The following is a 23,741-nucleotide window of genomic DNA, read 5'->3' as shown; positions in this document are numbered from 1 at the left end:
CCCGGAACGGGCGTGCGGACAGGGCGCCGCTTCGCGTACGGTTGACGGTCGCCCATGCACGTCAGAAGGGGGCCTTGGTGGCCGCGCAGAATGCCGCTGTCGACAGCACGGCGGATTCCGTCCGCGATCGGGAGATCGCGGTCGAGCAGACGCATCTCGACCAGGTGTACCGACGCCTTGAGGAGAAGATCCACGAGGCCGAGTTCCTGATGAACGACGCCGCCCAGCGTGGCCAGGTGGGGACGCCCGGCGCGCTCGCCGAGCGCGACGCGCAGGTCTTCCGCGCCGGTATCCACCTCAACCGGCTGAACAACGAGTTCGAGGACTTCCTCTTCGGCCGCATCGACCTGGTGCTCGGCAAGGACGGGGAGCGCGGGGCCGACGGCGCCTACACCTCCGTCGAGCCGGCCGACGACGCGATCCGCGCCGACCTCACCGCCGACATCGCCGAGACGCTGCACATCGGCCGCATCGGAGTCCTGGACTCCGACTACGCGCCGCTCGTCATCGACTGGCGCGCCCCGGCGGCCGCGCCGTTCTACCGTTCCACCCCCAAGGAGCCCGGCCGCGTCGTGCGCCGCCGCGTCATCCGCTCCAAGGGCCGCAAGGTCCTCGGAGTCGAGGACGACCTGATGCGCCCCGAGGTCACCGCCTCGCTGAACGGGCAGGAGCTGCCCGCCATCGGCGACGGCGCGCTGATGGCCGCGCTCGGCCGGGCCCGTACGCACTCGATGCGCGACATCGTCTCCTCCATCCAGGCCGAGCAGGACCTCGTCATCCGGGCCCCCGCCGCCTCGGTCGCCGAGGTCGCGGGCGGGCCCGGCACCGGCAAGACCGCCGTCGCCCTGCACCGTGCCGCCTACCTGCTCTACCAGGACCGGCGCCGCTACTCCGGCGGCATCCTGATCGTCTCCCCGACGCCGCTGCTCGTCGCGTACACCGAGGGCGTGCTGCCCTCCCTCGGCGAGGAGGGCCAGGTCGCCATCCGCGCGCTCGGCTCGCTCGTCGACGGGGCCGAGGCGACCACGTACGACGATCCGTCCGTGGCCCGCGTCAAGGGCTCCTCGCGGATGCTGAAGGTGCTCCGCAAGGCCGTACGGGGCACCCTGGAGCTCGGCAACGCCCGCGGCCCCGCCCCGGACCGGCTCCGCGTGGTCGCCTTCGGCCGGCGCCAGGAGCTGGAGGCCGACGATCTGAACCGGATCCGGCAGAACGTGCTCGGCGGCACCGCGCCCGTGAACCTGCTGCGCCCGCGCGCCCGCAAGCTGCTCCTCGACGCGCTGTACGCGAAGTCGGGCGGCTCCGGCCGGCACAGCGACCCGGAGCTGGCCGCCGAGCTGCGCTCCGCCTTCGACGAGGACATCTCCACCGAGGACGCCTTCATCGACTTCCTCAACGCCTGGTGGCCGGAGCTGACCCCGCGCACGGTGCTCGCCGCGATGGCCGACGAGCGCAAGCTCGGCCGCTGGTCGCGCCGGGACCTGAACCCGCGCGAGACCCGGCAGCTGGCACGCTCGCTGCGCCGGGTGGGCCCGGACGGCAAGGGCCCGCTGTCGGTGCACGACGTGGCGCTGCTGGACGAGCTCCACCAACTGCTCGGCGCCCCGGCCCGCCCCAAGAGGAGGCGGGAGATGGACCCCCTCGACCAGCTGAGCGGGCTGGAGGAGCTGATGCCGACCCGCGAGGAGACCCAGTGGGAGCGGGCCGAGCGGCTCGCGGCGGAGCGCACGGAGTACGCGCACGTCATCGTGGACGAGGCGCAGGACCTGACCCCCATGCAGTGGCGGATGGTGGGCCGCCGGGGCCGGATGGGCACCTGGACGGTGGTCGGCGACCCGGCGCAGTCCTCGTGGACGGATCCGCAGGAGGCGGCCGCGGCCCGCGACGAGGCCCTGGGCTCCCGGCCGCGCCGGCGGTTCACCCTGACGGTGAACTACCGCAACCCGGCGGAGGTGGCCGAGGTCGCGTCCCGGGTGCTGCGCCTCGCGATGCCGGGCATGGAGCCGCCCACGGCGGTGCGTTCCACGGGCCTGGAGCCCCGTTTCGCGGCCGCCGGGGGCGAGCTGGGCGCGGCGGTGCGCGAGGAGACCCGTCGGCTGCTGGAGCAGGTGGACGGCACCGTGGGCGTGGTCGTGGCCATGGACCGGCGCGCGGAGGCCGCGGGCTGGCTGGCGGACCTGGGCGGCCGGGCGGTGGCGCTGGGCAGCCTGGAGGCCAAGGGCCTGGAGTACGACGCCACGGTGGTCGTCTCGCCGGCGGAGATCGCGGAGGAGTCCCCGGCCGGCCTACGGGTGCTGTACGTGGCGCTGACGCGCGCGACGCAGCAGCTCACGGTGGTCTCCGCGGACCGGGACCGGCCGGACGCGGCCGGGGTGCCGGAGCTGCTGAGGGTGTAGGCGCGGGTGCGTTGGGCCGGATGGCCCGCGGCCAGGCGGCTGGTGCGCAGAGGTCAACTTCCGGGAGGGGGATCACTTCCGGCGAACCTTTGTTAGCCTGGTGAAGACACCGGCTCGATCCAAGCCCCCGGGCCCAACCTTCGTCGCTTAGAGCGACCACTTGCCGCGAGGCGAGCATGGCGGGTCGGTGTCGTAGTCGTGCACAACAGGTCTGCCCCCTTCGCTTCGGTGAAGGGGGCAGACCTGTTTTGCGTGGCCGGAAAAGCTTCCGAGACACCTGGAAATCTCGTATGGTGGAAGAGTCTTTCCGAAATTTGTAGCTGGTTACCTTGTACTGGCTGGTAGGTGGGACGATCGGACAACAGGTCCTGCCGGGCACCTTGCGTGCAGCGGGGCCCTGTGTGTACAGAAAAACCAGGGACAGAAGAGGAACACGGCCATGGCAACGGCGCCCAGCGTCTCGTACTCGATGACGGTCCGCCTGGAAGTGCCCGCGAGCGGAACCGCGGTCTCCCAGCTCACCACGGCCGTGGAGTCGTCCGGTGGCTCGGTCACCGGCCTCGATGTGACCGCTTCCGGCCACGAGAAGCTCCGTATCGACGTCACCATCGCGGCGACCTCCACGGCGCACGCCGACGAGATCGTCGAGAAGCTGCGGGGGATCGAGGGCGTCAGCCTCGGCAAGGTCTCCGACCGCACCTTCCTGATGCACCTCGGCGGCAAGATCGAGATGGCGTCCAAGCACCCCATCCGCAACCGCGACGACCTCTCGATGATCTACACCCCGGGCGTGGCCCGCGTGTGCATGGCGATCGCCGAGAACCCGGAGGACGCGCGCCGCTTGACCATCAAGCGCAACTCCGTCGCAGTCGTGACGGACGGCTCCGCCGTGCTGGGCCTCGGCAACATCGGCCCGATGGCCGCGCTGCCCGTCATGGAGGGCAAGGCGGCCCTCTTCAAGCGCTTCGCCGGCATCGACGCGTGGCCGATCTGCCTCGACACCCAGGACACCGACAAAATCGTCGAGATCGTCCGAGCCATCGCCCCGGGCTTCGCCGGCATCAACCTGGAGGACATCTCCGCGCCGCGCTGCTTCGAGATCGAGGCCCGGCTGCGCGAGGCCCTCGACATCCCCGTCTTCCACGACGACCAGCACGGCACCGCGATCGTGGTCCTCGCCGCTCTCACCAACGCACTTCGCGTGGTGGGCAAGGCAGTTGGCGATGTCAAGGTCGTCATGTCGGGCGCCGGCGCCGCCGGCACCGCGATCCTCAAGCTGCTCCTCGCCGCGGGCGTCAAGAACGCGGTCAGCGCCGACATCCACGGTGTCGTGCACGCCGACCGCCCCGACCTGGTCGACGCGGACGCCGATTCCCCGCTGCGCTGGATCGCCGACAACACCAACCCCGAGGGCTACACCGGGACCCTGAAGGAGGCCGTGGTCGGCGCCGACGTCTTCATCGGCGTCTCGGCCCCGAACGTGCTCTCCGGCGAGGACGTCGCCGCGATGGCGGAGGGCGCGATCGTGTTCGCGCTCGCGAACCCGGACCCCGAGGTGGACCCGGCCATCGCCCGTCAGACGGCCGCCGTGGTGGCCACCGGCCGCTCGGACTTCCCGAACCAGATCAACAACGTGCTGGTCTTCCCGGGCGTCTTCCGCGGCCTGCTGGACGCCCAGTCCCGCACCGTGAACACCGACATGATGCTGGCCGCCGCGAGCGCCCTGGCCGACGTGGTCGGCGAGGACGAGCTGAACGCGAACTACATCATCCCGTCCGTGTTCAACGACAAGGTCGCCGGCGCGGTCGCCGGAGCCGTCCGCAAGGCCGCCTCGGCCGTCGGGCCGGCCGGCACAACCCCCTGATCCCCGGCGCGTCGCGGGATGCGGGCCCGGCGGGCCCCCTCTAGGGTTGCGGGGATGCCCGCGTGGCCCGCGGTCCGCATCGGCCGGATCCCCTCTGGTGCGGACGGAGCGTCACCGCGGCGTGACTGTGGCGCTTTTCGTGTGACCCTGGCGGGTGCCGGATTGGCTTTCCCGCCGCTGGTGGGGGCAGGATGCGTAATCGGGCGAGAGGGTCTGACGTCAGACCCGGGTCCGGGGACTGTCCTAGGGCCCTGGCAGCATCGGCTTCGATCTCACGCCTCTAAGGCACGTTGAACACGGGAGTACAACATGAACCGCAGTGAGCTGGTGGCCGCTCTGTCCGAGCGCGCCGAGGTGACCCGCAAGGACGCCGACGCCGTTCTGGCCGCGCTCGCCGAGACCGTCGGCGAGATTGTCGCCAAGGGCGACGAGAAGGTCACCATCCCCGGCTTCCTGACCTTCGAGCGCACCCACCGTGCCGCTCGCACCGCGCGCAACCCGCAGACCGGCGACCCCATCCAGATCCCGGCCGGCTACAGCGTGAAGGTCTCCGCGGGCTCCAAGCTCAAGGAAGCCGCCAAGGGCAAGTAGTCCCGCCCTTGTGCCGAGGGCCGCGCAGGCCCTCGGGACGGCAGTAGTACGTGACACGGCGAAGGGCGGCCACCCCCTGGTGGGGTGGCCGCCCTTCGGCCTGTTCCGGGCCCCTGAGGGGCCCGGAGGGGGCTTCGTCAGACGAGGTCGCCGTTCGGCAGCTCGACCTTGGCGCCGAGCTCCACGAGCTTCTCCATGAAGTTCTCGTAGCCGCGGTTGATCAGGTCGATGCCGTGGACCCGCGAGGTGCCCTCGGCGGCCAGCGCCGCGATCAGGTACGAGAAGCCGCCGCGCAGGTCGGGGATGACCAGATCGGCGCCCTGCAGCTTGGTGGGGCCGGAGACGACCGCCGAGTGCAGGAAGTTGCGCTGCCCGAAGCGGCAGGCGCTGCCGCCCAGGCACTCCCGGTAGAGCTGGATGTGTGCACCCATCTGGTTGAGCGCGGAGGTGAAGCCCAGGCGGGACTCGTAGACCGTCTCGTGGACGATCGACAGGCCCGTGGCCTGGGTCAGCGCCACGACCAGCGGCTGCTGCCAGTCGGTCTGGAAGCCGGGGTGGACGTCGGTCTCCAGTGCGATGGCGTTGAGCGGGCCGCCCGGGTGCCAGAAGCGGATGCCGTTGTCGTCGATCTCGAACGCCCCGCCGACCCGGCGGTAGGTGTTCAGGAACGTCATCATCGAGCGCTGCTGGGCGCCGCGCACGTAGATGTTGCCGCCGGTGGCCAGGGCCGCGGAAGCCCAGGAGGCGGCCTCCAGGCGGTCCGGGAGCGCCTTGTGGTTGTAGCCGCCGAGCCGGTCGACACCCGTGATCCGGATGGTCCGGTCGGTGTCCATGGAGATGATGGCGCCCATCTTCTGCAGTACGCAGATGAGGTCCTCGATCTCCGGTTCGACGGCGGCGTTGCTGAGTTCGGTGACGCCCTCGGCCAGCACGGCCGTCAGCAGCACCTGTTCGGTCGAGCCGACCGACGGGTAGGGCAGGCGGATCTTGCAGCCGCGCAGCCGCTGCGGGGCCTCCAGGTACTGGCCGCCCTCGCGCTTCTCGATGGTCGCGCCGAACTGGCGCAGCACCTCGAAGTGGAAGTCGATCGGGCGGCCGCCGATGTCGCAGCCGCCCAGGCCCGGGATGAAGGCGTGGCCGAGGCGGTGCAGCAGCGGGCCGCAGAAGAGGATCGGGATGCGCGAGGAGCCCGCGTGCGCGTCGATGTCCGCGACGTTCGCGCTCTCGACGTGCGAGGGGTCGAGGACCAGCTCGCCCGGCTCCTCACCGGGTCGCACCGTCACGCCGTGCAGCTGGAGCAGTCCGCGCACGACCCGGACGTCACGGATGTCGGGGACATTGCGCAGCCGGCTGGGCTCGCTGCCCAGCAGGGCCGCGACCATCGCCTTCGGTACGAGGTTCTTCGCGCCACGGACACGGATCTCGCCCTCGAGCGGGGTTCCGCCGTGAACAAGCAGTACATCGTCGCTGATGCCGGTCATGAATCTCGCGTTCCGGAGTGGGGTGGGCAGGGGGACCAGTGAAAAGGGTAAGGGGCACCACCCCCTTGTTTGTATGGCTGACGCGGCCGCAGGACTGTCATGAATTCGCCACAACACCCTCGGTGTGCGCCCCATGGCGGAGTGTCGCGTTCCGCCGGAGGAGGGAACAACCGGCGCCACGCGCTCCGTACTGCTGCCGTGCGCCCTGAACTGCGTACGGCCCGATGTCTGCGCCGACTCCCCCTGAAGGGCGAATGTGCGAGATCATGTCGCCATGACCGAGGTGTCCTCCCTCACAGGGCGGCTGCTCGTGGCCACCCCAGCCCTCGCGGACCCGAACTTCGACCGCGCGGTGGTGCTGCTGCTCGACCACGACGAGCAGGGCTCGCTCGGCGTCGTCCTCAACCGGCCCACTCCCGTTGGCGTCGGGGACATCCTGCTGCCGTGGGCCCCGCTGGCCGGCGACCCGGGTGTGGTGTTCCAGGGCGGCCCGGTGGCGCTGGACTCGGCGCTGGGCGTGGCGGTCATCCCCGGCGAGGAGGGGCCGCTCGGATGGCGCCGGGTGCACGGGGCGATCGGCCTGGTCGACCTGGAGGCCCCGCCGGAGCTGCTGGCGGCGGCGCTGGGGGGCCTGCGCATCTTCGCGGGCTACTCGGGCTGGGGCCCCGGTCAGCTGGAGGGCGAGCTGGGCGAGGGCGCCTGGTACGTCGTGGACTCCGAGCCCGGTGACGTGTCCTTCCCCGATCCGCAGAGCTTGTGGCGCGCGGTGCTGCGGCGCCAGCGCAGCGACCTGGCGATGGTGGCCACCTATCCGGACGACCCGTCGCTGAACTGACCCGGGCCGGGATCGGTACCCTGGCTTTTATGAGCACTCTTGAGCCCGAGCGCGGGACTGGTACGGGGACCCTCGTAGAGCCGACGCCGCAGGTGTCCCACGGCGACGGCGACCACGAGCGCTTCGCCCACTACGTCCAGAAGGACAAGATCATGGAGAGCGCGCTCGGCGGCACCCCCGTCGTCGCGCTCTGCGGCAAGGTCTGGGTGCCCGGCCGGGACCCGAAGAAGTACCCGGTCTGCCCCATGTGCAAGGAGATCTACGAGTCCATGGGTCCCGGCGGGGACAAGGACAAGGGCGGCAAGGACAAGTAGTCCGACCCGGTCCCGGCAGGACCGAGGCCCCCGGATGCGCCGTGCGCGTCCGGGGGCCTTTGCCATGCCCGGGGAGCCGGTTAGGGTCGGCGGCGTAAGCGCCATGTGAAACGCCCGTTGCGCATGATGCAACGGCCGGAAGCTGGAGGGGTCGAGGCCATGCCCGAGTTGATTCCGGAGCCGCGCTACGCCCGGTTCGCCCGTGACGCCGGAGTGTGCGCACTGGACGATCCGCTGCTCGCCGTCGGCCCCGGCGCCCAAGGCACCGCGCGCTGGCTGCGCCGCGAGCTCGGCGCGGCCACCGGCTGGGAACTGCCCGCGCCCGCGCCCGCCCCCGCGCCGGGGCGGGGGCAGGGGGACGGGGGGCGCGCGGTGATCCGGCTCGCGCTGCGCCCCGACCTGGCGCGGAGCGTCGGCGCCGAGTCGTACGAGGTGCACGTCACGGAGGGCGGCGTACTGCTCGAAGGCGCCGACCCGGCCGGGCTCTTCTACGCCGCGCAGACGCTGCGTCAGCTGCTCGGACCCGAGGCGTACCGGCGCGCACCCGTGACCCCGGGCCACGGCTGGCGGCTGCCGGTGGGGGACCTCCTGGACGGCCCCCGCTTCGGATGGCGCGGGATGATGCTCGACGTGGCCCGGCACTTCATGCCCAAGGACGGGGTGCTGCGGTACATCGACCTGCTCGCCGCGCACAAGCTGAACGTGCTGCACCTGCACCTGACGGACGACCAGGGCTGGCGGGTCGAGATCAAGCGTCACCCCAGGCTCACCGAGGTCGGCGCCTGGCGTGCGCGCAGCCGCTGGGGGCACCGGGCCTCGCCGCTGTGGAACGAGACCCCGCACGGCGGTTACTACACGCAGGACGACATCCGCGAGATCGTCGCGTACGCGGCCGAGCGGCACGTCCGGGTGGTGCCCGAGATCGACGTGCCGGGGCATTCGCAGGCCGCCATCGCCGCGTACCCGGAGCTGGGCAACACGGACGTGGTCGACACCGCGGCGCTCGGGGTGTGGGAGGACTGGGGGATCAACGAGAACGTCCTCGCCCCGACGGAGGCCGTCCTGCGGTTCTACGAGGGCGTGTTCGAGGAGCTGTTGGAACTGTTCCCGGCCGAGGTCTCACCCTTCGTGCACGTGGGCGGGGACGAATGCCCCAAGGCGCAGTGGAAGGCGTCCGCGCTCGCGCAGGAACGGATCCGCGAACTGGGGGTGGACGGCGAGGACGGGCTCCAGTCCTGGTTCATCCGGCACTTCGACGGCTGGCTCGCCGAGCGCGGGCGCCGGCTCATCGGCTGGGACGAAATCCTGGAGGGCGGTCTGGCGCCGGGCGCGGCGGTCTCCTCGTGGCGCGGGTACGGGGGCGGGATCGCGGCCGCCGAGGCCGGGCACGACGTGGTGATGTGCCCCGAGCAGCACGTCTACCTGGACTACCGTCAGGCGGCCGGCGCGGACGAGCCGATGCCCATCGCGTACGTGCGCTCGCTGGAGGACGTGTACCGCTTCGAGCCGGTGCCGCCGAAGCTGTCGCAGGAGGCCGCGGCCCACGTGCTGGGTGCGCAGGCCAACGTGTGGACCGAGGTGACGGAGAACCAGAGCCGGGTCGACTACCAGGTGTTCCCGCGGCTGGCCGCCTTCGCGGAGGTGGTGTGGTCGCAGTTGCCCGGGCCGGCGGAGCGCGACTACGCGGGCTTCGAGGTGCGGATGGGGGCGCACTACCGCCGCCTGGACGCGCTCGGGGTCGACTACCGGGCGCCCGGCGGGCCGTTGCCGTGGCAGCGCCGGCCCGGGGTGCTCGGGCGCCCGAAGGAGGGCAAGCCCCCGAACGTGTGACAAGTGTGTGGCGGCGAGAACCGGAACTCTGTTCACTTTTCCTCCTGTACGGGGGAAAACGGGCGATAGGGGAGGGGCCCGGCGAAGGTGACGCGCTCCCCGTGCGGGGAGCCGGACGGGGAGCCGGACGGGGAGCCGCACGGGGTGCCGTGCGGGGGAGGGGACCCCCGGTCGACCCTCGCGCCGGGTGCCGTGCAAGATGTGCCAGAGTTGCCACGTCCCGGCGGTGAGCACGTACCGTACGGCGGACAGGCGTGAGCGCCGGGACCGGGACATCGGGAAGGGGCAGCTGGGTTGACCACGCACGCACCGCAGGCGGCGCAGTCCGTGACGCTGCCGGCCTCGCTCGACGAGGCCGTGGCGGCACTCGCCGCCATGCCCGCCGCCGTGCCCGTGGCCGGCGGCACCGACCTCATGGCCGCCGTCAACGCCGGGCTGCTGCGGCCCGCCGCGCTGGTGGGCCTGGGCCGGATCAACGAGATCCGCGGCTGGCAGTACCAGGACGGGCACGCGCTGCTCGGCGCCGGGCTCACCCACGCGAGGATGGGCCGGCCCGACTTCGCCGCGCTGATCCCGGCCCTGGCCGCCGCCGCGCGCGCCGCCGGGCCGCCGCAGATCCGCAATGCCGGCACGCTCGGCGGGAACATCGCCACGGCCGCGCCGACGGGCGACGCACTGCCCGTGCTGGCCGCGCTGGAGGCCGTACTGCTCATCGTCGGGCCGGGCGGGTCCGAGCGCGAGATCCCGGTGTCGCACCTGCTGGCGGGCCGCGAGATGCTGCGGCCGGGCGAGCTGATCGGCTTCGTGCGGGTGCCGCTGCTGCACGCGCCGCAGGTCTTCCTGAAGGCCACGGGCCGTACGGGTCCGGGGCGCGCGGTGGCGTCCGTGGGGCTCGTGCTCGATCCCGCGCGCCGGGGTGTGCGCTGTGCGATCGGCGCGGTCGCCCCGATGCCGCTGCGGCCGCTGGAAGCCGAGCAGTGGGTGGCGTCGTTGATCGACTGGGACGGGGAACGGAGCCTGGCCCCGGAGGCGCTGGAAGCCTTCGGCGAATACGTCGCGGCCGCGTGCGTTCCCGATCAGGGGGAACCCGTGGCTCCCGGTGTACTGCATCTGCGGCGGACGGTGGCCGTGCTGGCACGGAGGGCCCTGGGGAGGGCGCTGACCTCATGAGTGAGAACGAGATCGAGAACGTGAGTGGTGGCAGCGGCCCCGCGTGGGGCTGGGAACCGGTGCCGCACGGCGGCGAGTACGACTCCGACGCGACGGCTTTCGTGAAGCTGCCGCAGGACATGCTGGACGCGCTCGACACCGGGGAGCCGCTGGCGGCCCCCGGGCACGGGTACGTGCCGCCGCCGATGATCGTGCCGCTGGGCTCCGCGAGCACGGATCCGGCGGCGACGGGGGCGTGGACGATGCCGGTCCAGTGGCCTGAGGCCGGGACCGGGGCGGGGGCCGGGGCATCGGCCGCGTCCGGCGCGGGGCAGGGGTCCGCTTCGGCGCACGCTTCGGCGCCCGCTCCGGCTCCGGTGCGCGGGCCGATCCCCGCGTCGGTGCCGATCCCGGCGTCGGTGGCGGCCGCGTTCGCCGAGGCGCACGCCGAGCCGCACGTCGAGGCGCGGGACGTCGAGGCGCCGGCCGAGCCGGACGCCGGACCGGGCATCGACCCGGGGGCCACCGCCGAGTGGCGGTTCCCCGAGGTCGCGACGGGCGAGTTCCAGCCGGGCGCGCTGGCGGCCGACTGGAGCCAGGCCCCGGCGACGCTGCCCGGCGGGGCCGCGGCCCCGTGGGCGAGCCACCCCGACTTCGACGGGGGACTGAGCTCGGGCGTGCTGCCGGGTGCCCCGGCGGCCGGCGCGCCGAGCCGCGGGCCGCGCGTGCTGGGCGGCCCGGGCGTGGGCACCCCGCTGCCCGCACCGGAGCCTGAGGGGGAGCCGGTGCATCCGGCCCCGCACGACATCGAGGCCGTCCACGGCCCGGCCGAACCCCCGGTGGCGGGGGAGCGCCCGCATCCGGGGACGGAGGGCGGGCACGGTGCCGGCTCTGGCCTTGGCTCCGGCTCTGGCCCTGGCTCGACCGACGGGCACGGCTTCGTGGTGCCGCCGGTCGAGGTGGCGCCGGTCGAGGTGCCGCGGATCGAGGTGGCGCCGGTCGAGGAGGACGGGCGGACCGTCGCCGAAGCGGAGGCCGAGCCCGCTCCGGGTGAGGACACCGCCGACCGTGCCGGCACGGCGGCGGAGGGGGACTTCGGCGAAGGGGTCCCCGACGCCGGGCCGACGTACGAGGAAGAACCGGAAGCCGCGGCCGTCGCTCATCACGAGCACCCGCTGGCCTCCTACGTGCTGCGCGTCAACGGCGCCGACCGTCCCGTCACCGGCGCCTGGATCGGCGAGTCCCTCCTCTACGTGCTGCGCGAGCGCCTCGGCCTCGCCGGTGCCAAGGACGGCTGCTCGCAGGGCGAATGCGGCGCCTGCGCCGTGAAGGTCGACGGCCGGCTCGTCGCCTCCTGCCTCGTCCCGGCGGCGACGGCCGCGGGCAGCGAGGTCCGCACGGTCGAGGGTCTGGCGACGGACGGGGAACTGTCGGACGTGCAGCAGGCGTTGTGCAGGTCGGGTGCGGTGCAGTGCGGGTTCTGCGTACCCGGCATGGCCATGACCATCCACGACCTGCTGGAAGGCAACCACGCCCCCAGCGAGCTGGAGACCCGCCAGGCCCTGTGCGGGAACCTCTGCCGGTGCTCCGGCTACAAGGGCGTCATCGACGCGGTGCAGGACGTCGTGGCCGGTCGCGAGGCGGCGGCCGCGGAGAATGCGGCGTCGTCCGGCTCGGGCGGCGGGCCGGGCGGCTCGTCCGCCGCGGCCTGCGAGCCGCGCATTCCGCACCAGGCCCAGCCCGGCGAGGGCGGGGTCCACGGCACCCACGGCACCCACCTCGGAGGCACGGCGTGAGCGGGCAGGACGCGACGGCGACGACGGCCGCGGCCGGAGGGTCCACGACGGTGGTCGCGACCGCGACGGCCGCGGCAGCCGCGGCGCAGGCCTCCGAGCAGGAGGTGCTGCGCGGAATCGGCGTCTCCGTTCCGGCCGCGGACACCCGCGCCAAGACCGAGGGCACCTTCCCCTACGCCGCCGACCTGTGGGCCGAGGGCCTCCTGTGGGCCGCCGTGCTGCGCTCCCCGCACGCCCACGCCCGGATCCTGTCCATCGACACCTCGGCCGCCGTCGAGATGCCCGGCGTGCGCGCGGTCGTCACGCACGCCGACGTCCCCGGCGCCACCACGCACGGCCGCCGCATCGCCGACCGGCCGGTGTTCGCGCACGACGTGGTCCGCCACCACGGCGAGCCCATCGCCGCCGTCGCCGCCGACCACCCCGACACGGCGCGGCTCGCGGCGGCCGCCATCGCCGTGGAGTACGAGCTGCTGGACGCGGTCACCGACCCCGAGCAGGCGTTCGGGGCCCCCGCCCTGCACCCCGACGGCAACCTCATCCGGCACATCCCGCTCCGCTACGGCGACCCCGAAGCCACCGGCGAGGTGGTCGTCGAAGGCCTCTACCTCATCGGCCGCCAGGACCCCGCGCCCATCGGCGCCGAGGCCGGGCTGGCCGTGCCGCGGCCCGACGGCGGCGTGGAGATCTACACCGCCTCCACCGACCCGCACACCGACCGCGACCTGGCCGCGGCGTGCTTCGGGCTGGAGCCCGACCGCGTACGGGTCGTGGTCACCGGGGTCCCGGGCGCGACGGCGGACCGCGAGGACGCCGCCTTCCAGCTGCCGCTGGGCCTCCTCGCCCTGCGTACCGGCTGCCCGGTCAAGCTCGCCGCCACCCGCGAGGAGTCCTTCCTCGGCCACACCCACCGCCACCCGACGCTGCTGCGCTACCGCCACCACGCGGACGGCGATGGCCGCCTGGTCAAGGTCGAGGCCCAGATCCTGATGGACGCCGGCGCGTACGCCGACGCGTCCGCGGAGTCGCTCGCGGCGGCGGTGGCCTTCGCCTGCGGCCCGTACGTCGTCCCGCACGCCTTCGTCGAGGGCTGGGCGGTCCGTACGAACAACCCGCCGTCGGGCCACGTCCGCGGCGAGGGTGCCATGCAGGTCTGCGCCGCGTACGAGGGCCAGATGGACAAGCTGGCCGCGGCCCTCGGGATCGACGGCGCGGAACTGCGCATGCGCAACGTCCTGGCCACCGGCGACCTGCTCCCCACCGGGCAGACGGTGACGTGCCCCGCCCCGGTCGCGGAACTCCTGCGCGCGGTACGGGACTTCGAGCTTCCCTCGCTCCCCAAGGACACACCGGAGGAGGAGTGGCTGCTGCCGGGCGGCCCGGAGGGCGCGGGCGAACCGGGCGCGGTGCGGCGCGGGGTCGGCTACGGCGTCGGCATGGTGCACATGCTCGGCGCGGAGGGCGCCGACGAGGTCTCGACGGCAACGGTCAAGGTCGTGGGCGGTTCCGCCACGGTCATCTGCGCGGCGGTCGACACCGGCCAGGGCTTCTCCACGCTGGCCCGGCAGATCGTCCAGGAGACCCTGGGCGTCGACGAGGTGGTCATGGCCCCCGTCGACACCGACCAGCCGCCGGCGGGCCCCTCGGCGCACGGCCGGCACACGTGGGTCTCGGGCGGTGCGGTGGAACGGGCCGCGAAGATGGTCCGTACGCAGCTCCTCCAGCCGATGGCCCACAAGCTGGGCATGTCCACGGAACTCCTGCAGATCGCGGACGGCCGGATCACCTCGTACGACGGGGCGTTCTCCACCACCGTGGCCGAGGCCATGGAGGGCAAGGAACTCTGGGCGACGGCCCAGTGCCGCCCCCACCCGACCGAGCCGCTGGACGGCGACGGCCAGGGCGACGCCTTCGTGGGCCTCGCCTTCTGCGCCGTGCGCGCGGTGGTCGACGTGGACATCGAGCTCGGCTCGGTGCGCGTGGTCGAGCTGGCGGTGGCCCAGGACGTGGGCCGCGTCCTCAACCCCCGCCAGCTGGAAGCCCGTATCGAAGCCGGTGTCATCCAGGGCGTGGGCGCGGCCCTGACGGAGAACCTCCGCACGGCCGGGGGCCTGATCCGCCACCCCGACCTGACGGGCTACGCCCTGCCCACTTCGCTGGACGCCCCGACGGTGCGCATCGTCAAGCTGGTGGAGGAGCGTGACGTGGTGGCCCCGTTCGGCGCCAAGGCGGCCAGCGCCGTCCCGGTGGTGACCTCCCCGGCGGCGATCGCCTCGGCGGTACGGGCAGCCACGGGCCGGCCGGTCAACAGACTCCCGATCAGGCCGTCGGCGGCGGTTGTGGTGCCCGGCGCGTAGCGGGCCGGCGGTGGCTCTGGACCGGCGCGCGGACTTGCGCGCCCTGGAGATCGATTTCAACTCCCTCACGCACTACAAGACAACGGTCGACGGCCTCCTCCTGAAGCTGGGCGAATCCGCGGCGTCCGACAAGGAGCTGGCCCGGTTCGCCCTGCCGTCGGGCGCCCTGGGCACGGGCTTCGCGGAGGCCGACGCGCTCGACACGGCGTACCACACGGTCCAGGAGCGCTTACGGGGCCTGTCCAGGGCCCTGGCGGGGCAGATCGAGGCGCTGGGCCTCGCGATCCTGTCGGCCGACAAGGGCTTCACCGCGATGGACGAGGAGGCCAAGCGGCGCATGGCGGCCCTCGCGAAGCGGGCGCGGCAGGACCACGCCGAGGACCGTGACGCGCCGGCGCGCGGGAGCACGGCGGGGGGCCGGTTCTGATGGTGACGCGGTTCGAGGGGTACTCGCACGAACAGCTGTGGCACATGATCGCCGCGCTCGACCCGGGGACGGTGGCGGCGCGGGCCACGCAGTTGACGGCGGCCGCGACCACGATCAAGGAGATCGGCGAGGCCCTCAAGCGGCACGAGGTCCGAGGCTGGCAGGGCGAAGCCGCCCAGGCCTTCCACGACTGGGCCGGCCGGGCGGGCAACGCGACACTGCGCCTGAGCGAGTACAGCGCGACGAGCGGCGACTGGCTGAGCCGCGCGGGCCAGGTGATGTACGAAACCAGGGGCGAGGCCGGCGTCCCCCCGTACGACCCGCCAACGGCGGCGGCCCTCACGGCGAACATCGAAGCGGCCCGCGCCGCCCACAACGACCCGGACGCCCAACGAATCGCCCACGAGTCCCGCACAAAACTGACGACCGCCCACGAGCGCGCGATCGACGGCCTGAGAAAACTGGCGGAGGCATACGAACAGTCGACAACACAACTGAACAAAGCAGAATTCCCCACGTTCCCCCCAGTGCCGGAATCATTTGTGCCCACGGGCTACGCCGCCGATCAACAGGACGCTTCGCGCTCTGAGGGGCCGACGGGGGGCGCGATTACATCGCGTGATTCCAAGTACGCTGCGCACAGTGCTTTGGGTGGAGCGCCATCGAGCGATCCTGGGTGGATGTCTGGGCGTCAGCCACCCGCGGACACCATGCTTCCGCCGAGCGACGGAGCTGGTAAGCATCGTGCTGTAGGCCTCGGCCTCGACGACGTCGGGACACTGCAGGACAAGTCCCTAGTCCCGCCAGCGAGCCTCCAACTGGACGCAGTTCCTGTCGACAGCGGCGGGGGAATCATCCCCGGCTCGGCCATCCACGCTTCGACGCTGCCACCCATCGGAGGAGGCTCCGCGGGCGTATTTCCGGGATTGAGTGCCCCTGGTGGCAAAGCGGGCGATACACCCTCTCGGGACACTGGGATCGTCGGCGGCCGCCCCGTCGCAACCGGCGATCCGAGTGCGGGTATTCCGCGAGGTACCGTCATCGGCTCTGAAGCAATGCAGGCCGGTGGCCGCGGCATGGGCGGAATGATGGGCGGGGGCATCCATGAAGGTCCAAGCGGTTCGGCGCCCGGTCGTCGGCTCGCGATGGAACCCGGCGGGGTCGTTGGAGGGCGCCAGCCCGGGGCAGACGATAGACCGTTCACACAGGGCGGCTCGGGGCTTGTGCGCGGCAATCCCGGCGCCATGGGACACGGCGGTGCAGGAGCGAACACACCTGGTAGGCGGCAGGGGACCCAGGGCGGCGAACGCCCCGACTATCTGGCCGAGGACGCAGAGACCTGGCAGGGCATCCGTCGTGTTGTTCCGCCAGTGATCGACTGAACAGAACGGACATCGCACGGCATGCGCATGCGGAAGGCGACCTCTGCCCTCGTGGGCCTACTGCTCGCAGGAGTTGCTGCGACCCCGGCCCACGCCGCGACCGTTCGGGAACGGCAATGGCATCTGGATGCCATGAACGCTGAAGACATCTGGAGGGTCAGCACCGGTAAAGGTGTCACTGTTGCCGTGATCGACAGCGGTGTTGCACACATCGCCGAATTGGACAGTCAGGTCCTCGTTGGTAAGAATTTTGCGACCTCGAACGAAGGCGACGAACGTACGGACCTTGAGGATCACGGCACCTCCATGGCGGCGATCATCGCGGGCACGGGCAAGCATTCCAGCGGTGACGGCGCCTTAGGACTGGCTCCCGACGCCAAGATCCTTCCGATCCGTGTTCCGCATGGCGACGATCCCAGTAATCCCTTCTGGACCGAGGCGATTCGGTATGCAGCGGATACGGACGCCAAGATCGTAAACATCTCGATGGGCACATCCAAGGAGGATCCGGCGCGAATCAAAGCCGTTGAGTACGCACTCTCCAAGGGAAAGCTGATCTTTGCGGCGGCCGGAAATGACGGGGATGTCGACGATGCGCCGCGCTTCCCGGCTGCGACACCAGGGGTGGTGGGTATCGGTGCTGTCGACCGCGATGGTGCTGCGACCAAGGAGTCACAACGTGGTCCCCAGATCGACATGTCAGCCCCTGGCGTCGACATTCTTGCGGCCTGCGCGGGCAAGACCGGAGTCTGCACAAGCCACGGCACGAGCGACGCCACCGCCCTCGCCTCCGCCTCCGCGGCACTGCTCTGGTCCGCCCACCCCGACTGGACCAACAACCAGGTGCTCCGCGTGCTCCTGAACACCGCCGGCAAGCCCGTGGACGGCGTCGAGCGCAACGACTACGTCGGCTACGGCATCGTCCGCCCCCGGGTCGCGCTGCCCACCCCCGGGGACCCCGGCCCGGCCGACGTGTACCCGTTGCCGGATCTGGCGGCGGCGGAGGCCGAAGCCAAGTCGCCCCCTCCGTCGTTGGACAGCAAGACCCCCCAGCCCGTCGCGCACAAGGACGACGGCAGCGCCCTCCCCTGGCTCGCCCTGGGAATCGGCGCCTGCCTGCTGATCGGCGGCGCCGTTGCCGCCGCCGCCGCCGTCCGGCGCGCGAACCGCTGACGGCGCCCGACACGCAAGGAGAACCGCCCGCGATGTCCTTCGACGAGGAATGGTCCGCCGCCCGGGCCACCGCCACCGCCACCGCCTCCATGCGCCTCAACCACGTCGCCACGGGCCCCACCAGCCCCACCGCCCCCGCCGACCTCGAGCTCAACCAGGACCACATCGGCGCCATCGGCACCGAGGCCTACAAGCTCCACGCGCGGCTCTCCACCGACGGCAAGCACGCAGCCACCGCCACCGCCGAGGCCGCGAGCGCGCTCTCCAAGGAGAACTTCGCCAGCGGGGCGGCCCTGCTCAAGGCCAACAGCAGGTGGGAGAGCCAGGTCAAGACCCTCGTCGCCGCCTGCGCGCACATCTCCAACGGCCTCAACTACTCCCTTTCCTCCCACCACAAGGAGGAGAAGGAACTGCACGCCGAGTTCACCGCCTCCAAGATCGACACGCTTCTCAAGTAAGGGCACAGCGCAGGTGCTGAAGTACGACAACGTGATCAACGCACCCGTGGCCAAGCTCCACACCGCGGTCAGCGACTGGCAGGCGCTCGTCACCAAGCTCGAAGAGCTGGCCGAAGCCGCCCGCAACGGCATGAAAGCCAAGGCCGCCAAGGCCGAGTGGAGCGGGGTCACGGCCGGCGTGGCACGGCAGTTCGTCGACAAGACGGCCAAGGAGTTCGAGGACGCGGCCAAAGAGGCCAAGGGCATCCACCGGGCCCTCACCGAGAGCCACGCCACCTTCACATCCTCCCGCGAGAAGCTGCGGAAGATCGCCGAGCAGGAGGCGCCCGCCGCCGGCTTCCGGGTCGACGCCGAAGGGCGCGTATCGCCCACACCCCTCCTCACCGACGAAGAGGAGAACGCGGCGCGCCACGACCCCGACTACCAGGAACTGATCCGGGTCAACCGGCCGAAATGGCAGGCCAGGATCGACGCGCTCATCGACGAGTGCGACGACATCGACCAGTCACTGGCCCGCGCCCTCCACGCGAACGTCACCGACGACCACGACTTCAGCGCACCCAAGTACGCCGGCCTCGACGCCGAACAGGCCGGCCGCGCCACCGCCCTGGCGAAGAAGGGACGCGACCTCACCCACGACGAGCTCATCGAGCTCAACGAACTGCTGGCGGACAACGCCAAGGTCCCCGAGTTCTCCCGCGACTTCTACGCGGCGCTCGGCCCCAAGGGCGCGCTGGAGTTCTTCGGCCGCCTGTCGACGGACACGTACGACTACTCCGAACTCGACGAGCAGCGCCTCAAGGACGTCCAGGCCCTCCAGCGCAACCTCGGCCTCAACCTCGCCACCGCCACCAACTCCAAGACCGAGCCGCACCTGCCCGACAGCTTCGCCCAGGAGCTGCGCAAACTCGGCACCCAGCACATCCCGCTGGCGAGGTACGACCAGAACCCGCCGTACGGGTACCAGTTGCTCGGCGGCATCATGCGGTACGGGAACTACGACCCGAAGTTCCTGCTCCCCATCGCCGAACACGCGACCCAGCTCCACGCGAAGGACCCGGACTTCTTCAACCAGACGCGGCAGCTCAACGGCCACGGCCGCAGCCCCCTCAACCCGTCCGGCCTCAACGGCGCCGGCTACGACCCGGTGGTCAGCTTCCTGGAGGCGCTGGGCCACAGCCCGGACGCGGCGAAGCAGTTCTTCGACCCCGATCGGCCGCCGCACGCGTACAACCACGACGGTACGGAGCGGCCCGGCCCGGCCGACCTGGGCAGGGGCGCGAAGAAGCAGCCGATCACGAGCTACCTCGACTTCTTCGGCCACGAGAAATACGCCGCCACCATCGACGTGGCGGGGTCCAACCCGGACGACTACGCGAAGGCCCGCGCCTACATGCCGGACGCCCTGGGCCACGCCCTGGAGTCAGCAACCCTCGGCCACGCCTGGGACGACCCGGCGCCGACGTTGGTGCGTGACGAGACTTCGGCGAGCATCATGCAGGAGGTCGTAGCCAAGTACGGCGGCGATGCCGCCCTGCTCAAGGAACACGAGAGGCTCGCGGACAGCCTGGGGAACATGACCGCCGGGTACATCGACGACGTCAACCGCGCGATTGCCGACCAGGGAAGCGAGAGCGTCTTCGAGCCGAAGGACGGGTCCGCCCACGCAGAGTTCGAGCTGGGGGATGCACGCAACCTGCTCAGCGCGTTGGGACAGCACCCGGATGCGTACGCGACCGTGTCCACGGCCGAACGCGTCTACGCCACCAGCGTCCTTGAGACCGAGGGCTTTCGCGACGGACACGTGGACGAGGGCCGGGCCCGATCGGCGATCCTCACCACCGCGCAGGTCCAGGGGATGCTCGACGAATCCCGGGCGACCCAGGTTCAGGCCGAGGGCGAGAAGAAGCACGAGGAGTACGAGAAGGCTCACGAGCAGCGCGCAGCCTGGGTCGAATTCGGCACCACGGCGACCATCGCCGCCGGTGTCGCCTTCCTGCCCGCCACGGCTGCCGCGGCTGGTGCCGCGGCGATTGTGGTTCCGCTGGCGGTCGATACGGGCAGCGGACTGGTGGAGAAGGCTGCTTCCCAGGTGGTTGGTGAATGGTCGGACGGGGCGGTCGAGAAGCACAAGGATGATCAGGAGGCGAAGGCACACGCCTCCACCAAGGAGATGTACCAAGCGGGAGAGCACAGTGCCCATGCGCCCCTGCGGGAGTTCACTCGACGTCATGGCGTGGAAGAGACGAGTGTGCTCGGCGTCGAACTGAAGGAGTCCATGCTGATCGGCTACCAGGCGGGCAACTCCCGTGCGGAGCAGCAGGGCCATGCTGCCGAGACGGGGAAGAAGTGAGGATAGGCAGACCGAGCACCCGGAGGGTGTTGGTCTGGGCCGCAGGGATCGCGCTGGGCGTGGTGTGCGCCGGGTGTGCAGGCCCGGCCCCGGACGCCGCCGAGCCCGAGCCCGAGCCCGAAACGAAGGTGCTGGCCGCGACCGAAGTCTGCGGGGGTGGTCTCTTCAGCGCCGAGGCGGGCGGGGCGCTGGAGCGGGTCCTCGAATCCTCGCGGTTCGTGATCAGGGAGGAGCGAGAGCGTACGGATGTGCCATCCGCGGCGAACATGTTGGAGGAGGCGTACCGTGCCGGCTCGCGGATGCGGGACCTGCCCAGGCCGAAGTGCACCTTCTCCGGTGAGCCCAAGAAGGTGGACGCCGACTCCTACTTCCCGTCGGGCGAAGTGCGCTTCATCCCGCACGGAAGAAACGAGGGTCTGCCCGACCACCTCCCGGGCGTGAACGACACGGGCACGGTGGTGTGGACCGGGCGTCGGCAGTACAACCTTGAGTTCGACTGCGTGAGCACACGCGTCGGATCCACTCAGGAGGTCCCTCTCCGGGTCGTCGTCGAATTCCGAAACATCTGGGACAAGGGCACGGCCGCGGAGGCCGACCTGGTCAAGGACTACCGGATCCTTGCGCACTCCGCCGCTCTCGCCGTCGCCAAGGAGCTCGGCTGTGTGAACGCCGGGGGGCTGCCCGGCCGGGCGGAGGAGTTGCCTGCGCCACGGGCGTAGTGGAGCCCGGGGGCGGGGCGTGGGCATGGCGGGAGCCGCTCAGGGGAGCGCCTGTCCCTGAGCGGCCCGCCGCGAAGCCGTGACCGGAATCGAACCGGCGTAACTCGCTTTGCAGGCGAGTCCCTCAACCACTCGGGCACACGGCTGTGTGGTGGTGATGTGTATGACCGTACGGAGGGCCGGGCCGGCGGGGAAGGGGTTTGCGGCGGCCGCAATGTGACTGCCATGCCGCGTTCACAGTCCGAGCCGGATGATCCCGTCCGTCCCGGCGGGTCGGCCTAGGTCTGGAGGCCTGGTCGGGATCCGTCGAATTGACAGGGTCGCGGGCGGGGAACGCACCTTACGCTGGGGCGATGAGCGCCCTAGAACCCCGTGTGCCCCAGAGAACCGCACAGGTCCCGCCCCCGCCGGAGGGCGGGATCCTGGGTGCCGCGTACCGGACGCTCAGCATCGGGATCATCTCCGTCATCTTCCTCATAGCCTTCGAGGCGACCGCCGTCGGCACGGCCATGCCCGTCGCCGCACGCGAGCTGGACGGGATCGGGCTCTACGCCTTCGCCTTCTCCTCCTACTTCACCACCAGCCTCTTCGGCATGGTCCTGTCGGGCCAGTGGGCCGACCGGCAGGGGCCGTTGCGGCCGCTGACCGTCGGGATCGGGGCCTTCGCCGCCGGGCTGGTCCTCGCGGGGACCGCCGGCACGATGTGGATCTTCGTGCTCGGCCGCGCCGTGCAGGGCTTCGGCGGCGGGCTGGTCATCGTCGCCCTGTACGTCGTGGTCAGCCGGGCCTACGAGGAGCGGCTGCGCCCCGCGATCATGGCGGCCTTCGCCGCGAGCTGGGTGGTCCCCTCGATCGTCGGCCCGCTGGCCTCCGGGACGGTGACCGAGCACCTCGGCTGGCGCTGGGTGTTCCTCGGGATCCCGGCCCTGGTCGTCGTGCCCCTGGTCGTCGCGCTGCCCGCGATACGGCGGACCGCCTCCGGCCCGGTGGACACGGGCGGCGGCGAGCCGGCGGCCTTCGACCGGCGGCGGATCCGGCTCGCGTTCGGGATCTCGGTGGGCGCGGGGCTGCTCCAGTACGCCGCCCAGGACCTGCGGTGGCTCTCGCTGCTGCCCGGCGCCCTGGGCGCGGCCCTGCTGGTGCCCGCCGTGCTGGGGCTGCTGCCGCGCGGCACCTACCTGGCCCGGCGCGGGCTGCCGTCCGTGGTGCTGCTGCGGGGGGTGGCGGCGGGGTCGTTCATCGCCGCGGAGAGCTTCGTACCGCTGATGCTGGTGACCCAGCGGGGGCTGAGCCCGACGCTGGCCGGCTTCTCCCTCGCGCTGGGCGGGCTCACCTGGGCGGGCGGCTCGTGGGTGCAGTCGAAGGGGCGGATGGCGCCGTACCGGGTGCGGCTGATGGTGGCGGGCATGGTGATGGTGGCCTTGGCCATCGCGGCGGCGCCGGCCGTGCTCGTCGAGTCCGTGCCGGTGTGGACCCTGGCGGTGGCCTGGGCCGTCGGCTGTCTCGGCATGGGTCTGGTGATCGGCTCCACGAGCGTGCTGCTGCTCAAGCTGTCGGCGCCGCAGGAGGCGGGGGCGAACTCCGCCGCGCTGCAGATCTCGGACGCGCTGGCGAACGTCGTGCTGCTGGCGGCGGGCGGCGCGGCGTTCGCCGCGCTGGGCGGGGGAGCGGTGGGGGCCGCGCACACGGTCGCGGCCGACGGTGGTGGCTCGCACCCCGCGGCCTTCGTGGTGGTCTTCCTGCCGATGGCGTGCGTGGCCCTGGTCGGGGCCTGGGTCGCGACCCGGCTGGACGCCCCCGTCGATCCTGTCCGGTCACGGCACTGACTAGCCTTCAGCCATGAACGAGCTGATCATCCGGCTGTCCGACACCGAGCGCGCGGAGCTCGCCGATCTCGCCGATGCCACCGGGCGGACCCCCGAGGAGTGCGCGCTGGGGGCCGTACGGGCCCACGTGCGGGCGGAGCGGGAACGCGTCGGGGAAGCCGCCGGGCGGCTGGCCGAGCGGCACTCCGCACTGCTGAAGCGGCTCGGCCAGTGAGCGCCACGGGAGCCGGGGCCGCAGCCGGGGCCGGGCCCGCAGCCCGGGCCGTCACCGCAGCCGGGGCCGCTCTGCCCGAGGTCCGCCACCTCACCCTCGCCGAAGTGCTCGACCTCGCCCGCCGCGCGTGCCTGGCCCAGGACCAGCCCGTCGAGCTGCGCGCCCCCGGGCTGCTGGAGTCGGCGGTGCACCGGCCGCGTGCCCGGATGTTCGGTACCCCCGCCTACGAGGACCCGTACGAGCAGGCGGCCGCGCTGCTGCACGGCATCGCGACGAACCACCCCCTGGTCGACGGGAACAAGCGGACCGCCTGGCTCGCCGCCGCGACCTTCCTGTCCGTCAACGGCATCGATCTGGCCGACGCCGACCAGGACACGGCGTACGACCTGGTCATCGACGTGGCGGCCGGCAACGAAGCCGATGTGGCCGTGATCGCCGGGCGGTTGCGTGACATGTCGTGCACCACGTGAGGTGAGATGTGACGCTCGCCGCACGCGCCGAGGTCACGGCCCCGTCCCTCCGCGAGGGGCGGGCCCGGGCCGGTAAGGTGGCCCGGTTGTCCTACGTACGACTGCC

The 23,741-nt window shown here is 72.0% G+C and carries 19 protein-coding genes and 1 tRNA gene; 18 read left to right on the top strand and 2 right to left on the bottom strand.

Features of this window, described 5'->3' with window-relative positions:
• Nucleotides 1-77: 77 nt before the first annotated feature.
• The 3 genes from ACFWBF_RS12580 to ACFWBF_RS12570 all read left to right on the top strand — a co-directional run bounded on the left by ACFWBF_RS12580 (nt 78) and on the right by ACFWBF_RS12570 (nt 4,851).
• Nucleotides 78-2,396, top strand: a complete 2,319-nt coding sequence (locus ACFWBF_RS12580; protein WP_385599411.1) for a HelD family protein — start codon at nt 78-80, stop codon at nt 2,394-2,396.
• A 439-nt stretch (nt 2,397-2,835) separates the two neighbouring features.
• Nucleotides 2,836-4,260, top strand: a complete 1,425-nt coding sequence (locus ACFWBF_RS12575; protein WP_385599408.1) for an NAD-dependent malic enzyme — start codon at nt 2,836-2,838, stop codon at nt 4,258-4,260.
• Nucleotides 4,261-4,569: 309 nt separating this feature from the next.
• On the top strand, nt 4,570-4,851 hold the full coding sequence (locus ACFWBF_RS12570; protein WP_007264399.1) for an HU family DNA-binding protein: 282 nt from the start codon (nt 4,570-4,572) through the stop codon (nt 4,849-4,851).
• 137 nt (nt 4,852-4,988) lie between these two features.
• Here the strand turns inward: ACFWBF_RS12570 and murA are convergent, their stop codons facing one another.
• Nucleotides 4,989-6,332 (bottom strand): UDP-N-acetylglucosamine 1-carboxyvinyltransferase, encoded by a 1,344-nt coding sequence (murA, locus tag ACFWBF_RS12565; protein ID WP_385599405.1) that lies wholly within the window; start codon nt 6,330-6,332, stop codon nt 4,989-4,991.
• A gap of 274 nt (nt 6,333-6,606) precedes the next feature.
• On the opposite strand from murA, the gene ACFWBF_RS12560 reads away from it, so the two are divergent.
• The 12 genes from ACFWBF_RS12560 (at nt 6,607) to ACFWBF_RS12505 (ending at nt 21,125) form a co-directional block, all read left to right on the top strand.
• The gene (locus tag ACFWBF_RS12560) at nt 6,607-7,167 is read left to right on the top strand and encodes a YqgE/AlgH family protein (RefSeq protein WP_385599402.1); all 561 of its coding nucleotides are present in this window, start codon (nt 6,607-6,609) and stop codon (nt 7,165-7,167) included.
• A gap of 29 nt (nt 7,168-7,196) precedes the next feature.
• Entirely contained in the window at nt 7,197-7,481 is a 285-nt protein-coding gene (locus ACFWBF_RS12555) for a DUF3039 domain-containing protein (protein ID WP_030161320.1), read from the top strand.
• A 159-nt stretch (nt 7,482-7,640) separates the two neighbouring features.
• Entirely contained in the window at nt 7,641-9,311 is a 1,671-nt protein-coding gene (locus ACFWBF_RS12550) for a beta-N-acetylhexosaminidase (protein ID WP_385599399.1), read from the top strand.
• Between the two features lie 294 nt (nt 9,312-9,605).
• On the top strand, nt 9,606-10,481 hold the full coding sequence (locus tag ACFWBF_RS12545; RefSeq protein ID WP_385599397.1) for an FAD binding domain-containing protein: 876 nt from the start codon (nt 9,606-9,608) through the stop codon (nt 10,479-10,481).
• On the top strand, nt 10,478-12,256 hold the full coding sequence (locus ACFWBF_RS12540) for a 2Fe-2S iron-sulfur cluster-binding protein (protein ID WP_385599394.1): 1,779 nt from the start codon (nt 10,478-10,480) through the stop codon (nt 12,254-12,256). Before ACFWBF_RS12545 ends, ACFWBF_RS12540 begins: the two co-directional genes overlap by 4 nt.
• 50 nt (nt 12,257-12,306) lie before the next feature.
• Complete coding sequence (locus ACFWBF_RS12535) at nt 12,307-14,613, top strand: xanthine dehydrogenase family protein molybdopterin-binding subunit (RefSeq protein ID WP_385599526.1); 2,307 nt, start codon at nt 12,307-12,309, stop codon at nt 14,611-14,613.
• Between the two features lie 10 nt (nt 14,614-14,623).
• Nucleotides 14,624-15,040 carry a DUF2563 family protein gene (locus ACFWBF_RS12530; RefSeq protein ID WP_385599391.1) on the top strand — a complete coding sequence of 139 codons (417 nt, stop codon included), beginning with the start codon at nt 14,624-14,626 and terminating at the stop codon, nt 15,038-15,040.
• Nucleotides 15,040-16,422, top strand: a complete 1,383-nt coding sequence (locus tag ACFWBF_RS12525) for a hypothetical protein (RefSeq protein ID WP_385599388.1) — start codon at nt 15,040-15,042, stop codon at nt 16,420-16,422. Before ACFWBF_RS12530 ends, ACFWBF_RS12525 begins: the two co-directional genes overlap by 1 nt.
• Before the next feature lie 132 nt (nt 16,423-16,554).
• Nucleotides 16,555-17,595, top strand: coding sequence for a type VII secretion-associated serine protease mycosin (mycP, locus tag ACFWBF_RS12520; RefSeq protein WP_385599385.1), 1,041 nt, complete (start codon nt 16,555-16,557; stop codon nt 17,593-17,595).
• 32 nt (nt 17,596-17,627) lie between these two features.
• Nucleotides 17,628-18,053, top strand: a complete 426-nt coding sequence (locus tag ACFWBF_RS12515) for a hypothetical protein (protein WP_385599382.1) — start codon at nt 17,628-17,630, stop codon at nt 18,051-18,053.
• Nucleotides 18,054-18,066: 13 nt separating this feature from the next.
• Nucleotides 18,067-20,406, top strand: a complete 2,340-nt coding sequence (locus ACFWBF_RS12510) for a hypothetical protein (protein WP_385599379.1) — start codon at nt 18,067-18,069, stop codon at nt 20,404-20,406.
• A gap of 29 nt (nt 20,407-20,435) precedes the next feature.
• The gene (locus tag ACFWBF_RS12505) at nt 20,436-21,125 is read left to right on the top strand and encodes a hypothetical protein (RefSeq protein WP_385599376.1); all 690 of its coding nucleotides are present in this window, start codon (nt 20,436-20,438) and stop codon (nt 21,123-21,125) included.
• A 74-nt stretch (nt 21,126-21,199) separates the two neighbouring features.
• Here ACFWBF_RS12505 and ACFWBF_RS12500 read toward each other — a convergent pair.
• Nucleotides 21,200-21,271: transfer RNA gene (locus tag ACFWBF_RS12500), tRNA-Cys, on the bottom strand.
• A gap of 207 nt (nt 21,272-21,478) precedes the next feature.
• On the opposite strand from ACFWBF_RS12500, the gene ACFWBF_RS12495 reads away from it, so the two are divergent.
• The 3 genes from ACFWBF_RS12495 (at nt 21,479) to ACFWBF_RS12485 (ending at nt 23,635) form a co-directional block, all read left to right on the top strand.
• Nucleotides 21,479-22,951 (top strand): MFS transporter, encoded by a 1,473-nt coding sequence (locus ACFWBF_RS12495; RefSeq protein WP_385599374.1) that lies wholly within the window; start codon nt 21,479-21,481, stop codon nt 22,949-22,951.
• A 13-nt stretch (nt 22,952-22,964) separates the two neighbouring features.
• Nucleotides 22,965-23,165, top strand: coding sequence for a hypothetical protein (locus ACFWBF_RS12490; protein ID WP_385599371.1), 201 nt, complete (start codon nt 22,965-22,967; stop codon nt 23,163-23,165).
• Between the two features lie 71 nt (nt 23,166-23,236).
• On the top strand, nt 23,237-23,635 hold the full coding sequence (locus ACFWBF_RS12485; protein ID WP_385599522.1) for a type II toxin-antitoxin system death-on-curing family toxin: 399 nt from the start codon (nt 23,237-23,239) through the stop codon (nt 23,633-23,635).
• Nucleotides 23,636-23,741 lie beyond the last annotated feature (106 nt).

It is taken from the genome of Streptomyces sp. NPDC060028, from assembly GCF_042736725.1.
In the GTDB taxonomy this organism is placed as follows: Bacteria; Actinomycetota; Actinomycetes; order Streptomycetales; family Streptomycetaceae; genus Streptomyces.
Note: the sequence above shows the minus strand (reverse complement) of the source record. Positions and strands in the feature narration are given on the sequence as shown.

Bases quoted from the DNA above. Each gene is read 5' to 3' on its own strand.
- ACFWBF_RS12525 (WP_385599388.1), top strand. From the start codon at position 15,040: ATGGTGACGCGGTTCGAGGGGTACTCGCACGAACAGCTGTGGCACATG.
- ACFWBF_RS12490 (WP_385599371.1), top strand. From the start codon at position 22,965: ATGAACGAGCTGATCATCCGGCTGTCCGACACCGAGCGCGCGGAGCTC.
- ACFWBF_RS12575 (WP_385599408.1), top strand. From the start codon at position 2,836: ATGGCAACGGCGCCCAGCGTCTCGTACTCGATGACGGTCCGCCTGGAA.
- murA (WP_385599405.1), bottom strand. From the start codon at position 6,332: ATGACCGGCATCAGCGACGATGTACTGCTTGTTCACGGCGGAACCCCG.
- ACFWBF_RS12555 (WP_030161320.1), top strand. From the start codon at position 7,197: ATGAGCACTCTTGAGCCCGAGCGCGGGACTGGTACGGGGACCCTCGTA.
- ACFWBF_RS12560 (WP_385599402.1), top strand. From the start codon at position 6,607: ATGACCGAGGTGTCCTCCCTCACAGGGCGGCTGCTCGTGGCCACCCCA.
- ACFWBF_RS12570 (WP_007264399.1), top strand. From the start codon at position 4,570: ATGAACCGCAGTGAGCTGGTGGCCGCTCTGTCCGAGCGCGCCGAGGTG.
- ACFWBF_RS12550 (WP_385599399.1), top strand. From the start codon at position 7,641: ATGCCCGAGTTGATTCCGGAGCCGCGCTACGCCCGGTTCGCCCGTGAC.
- mycP (WP_385599385.1), top strand. From the start codon at position 16,555: ATGAACGCTGAAGACATCTGGAGGGTCAGCACCGGTAAAGGTGTCACT.
- ACFWBF_RS12495 (WP_385599374.1), top strand. From the start codon at position 21,479: ATGAGCGCCCTAGAACCCCGTGTGCCCCAGAGAACCGCACAGGTCCCG.
- ACFWBF_RS12515 (WP_385599382.1), top strand. From the start codon at position 17,628: ATGTCCTTCGACGAGGAATGGTCCGCCGCCCGGGCCACCGCCACCGCC.
- ACFWBF_RS12540 (WP_385599394.1), top strand. From the start codon at position 10,478: ATGAGTGAGAACGAGATCGAGAACGTGAGTGGTGGCAGCGGCCCCGCG.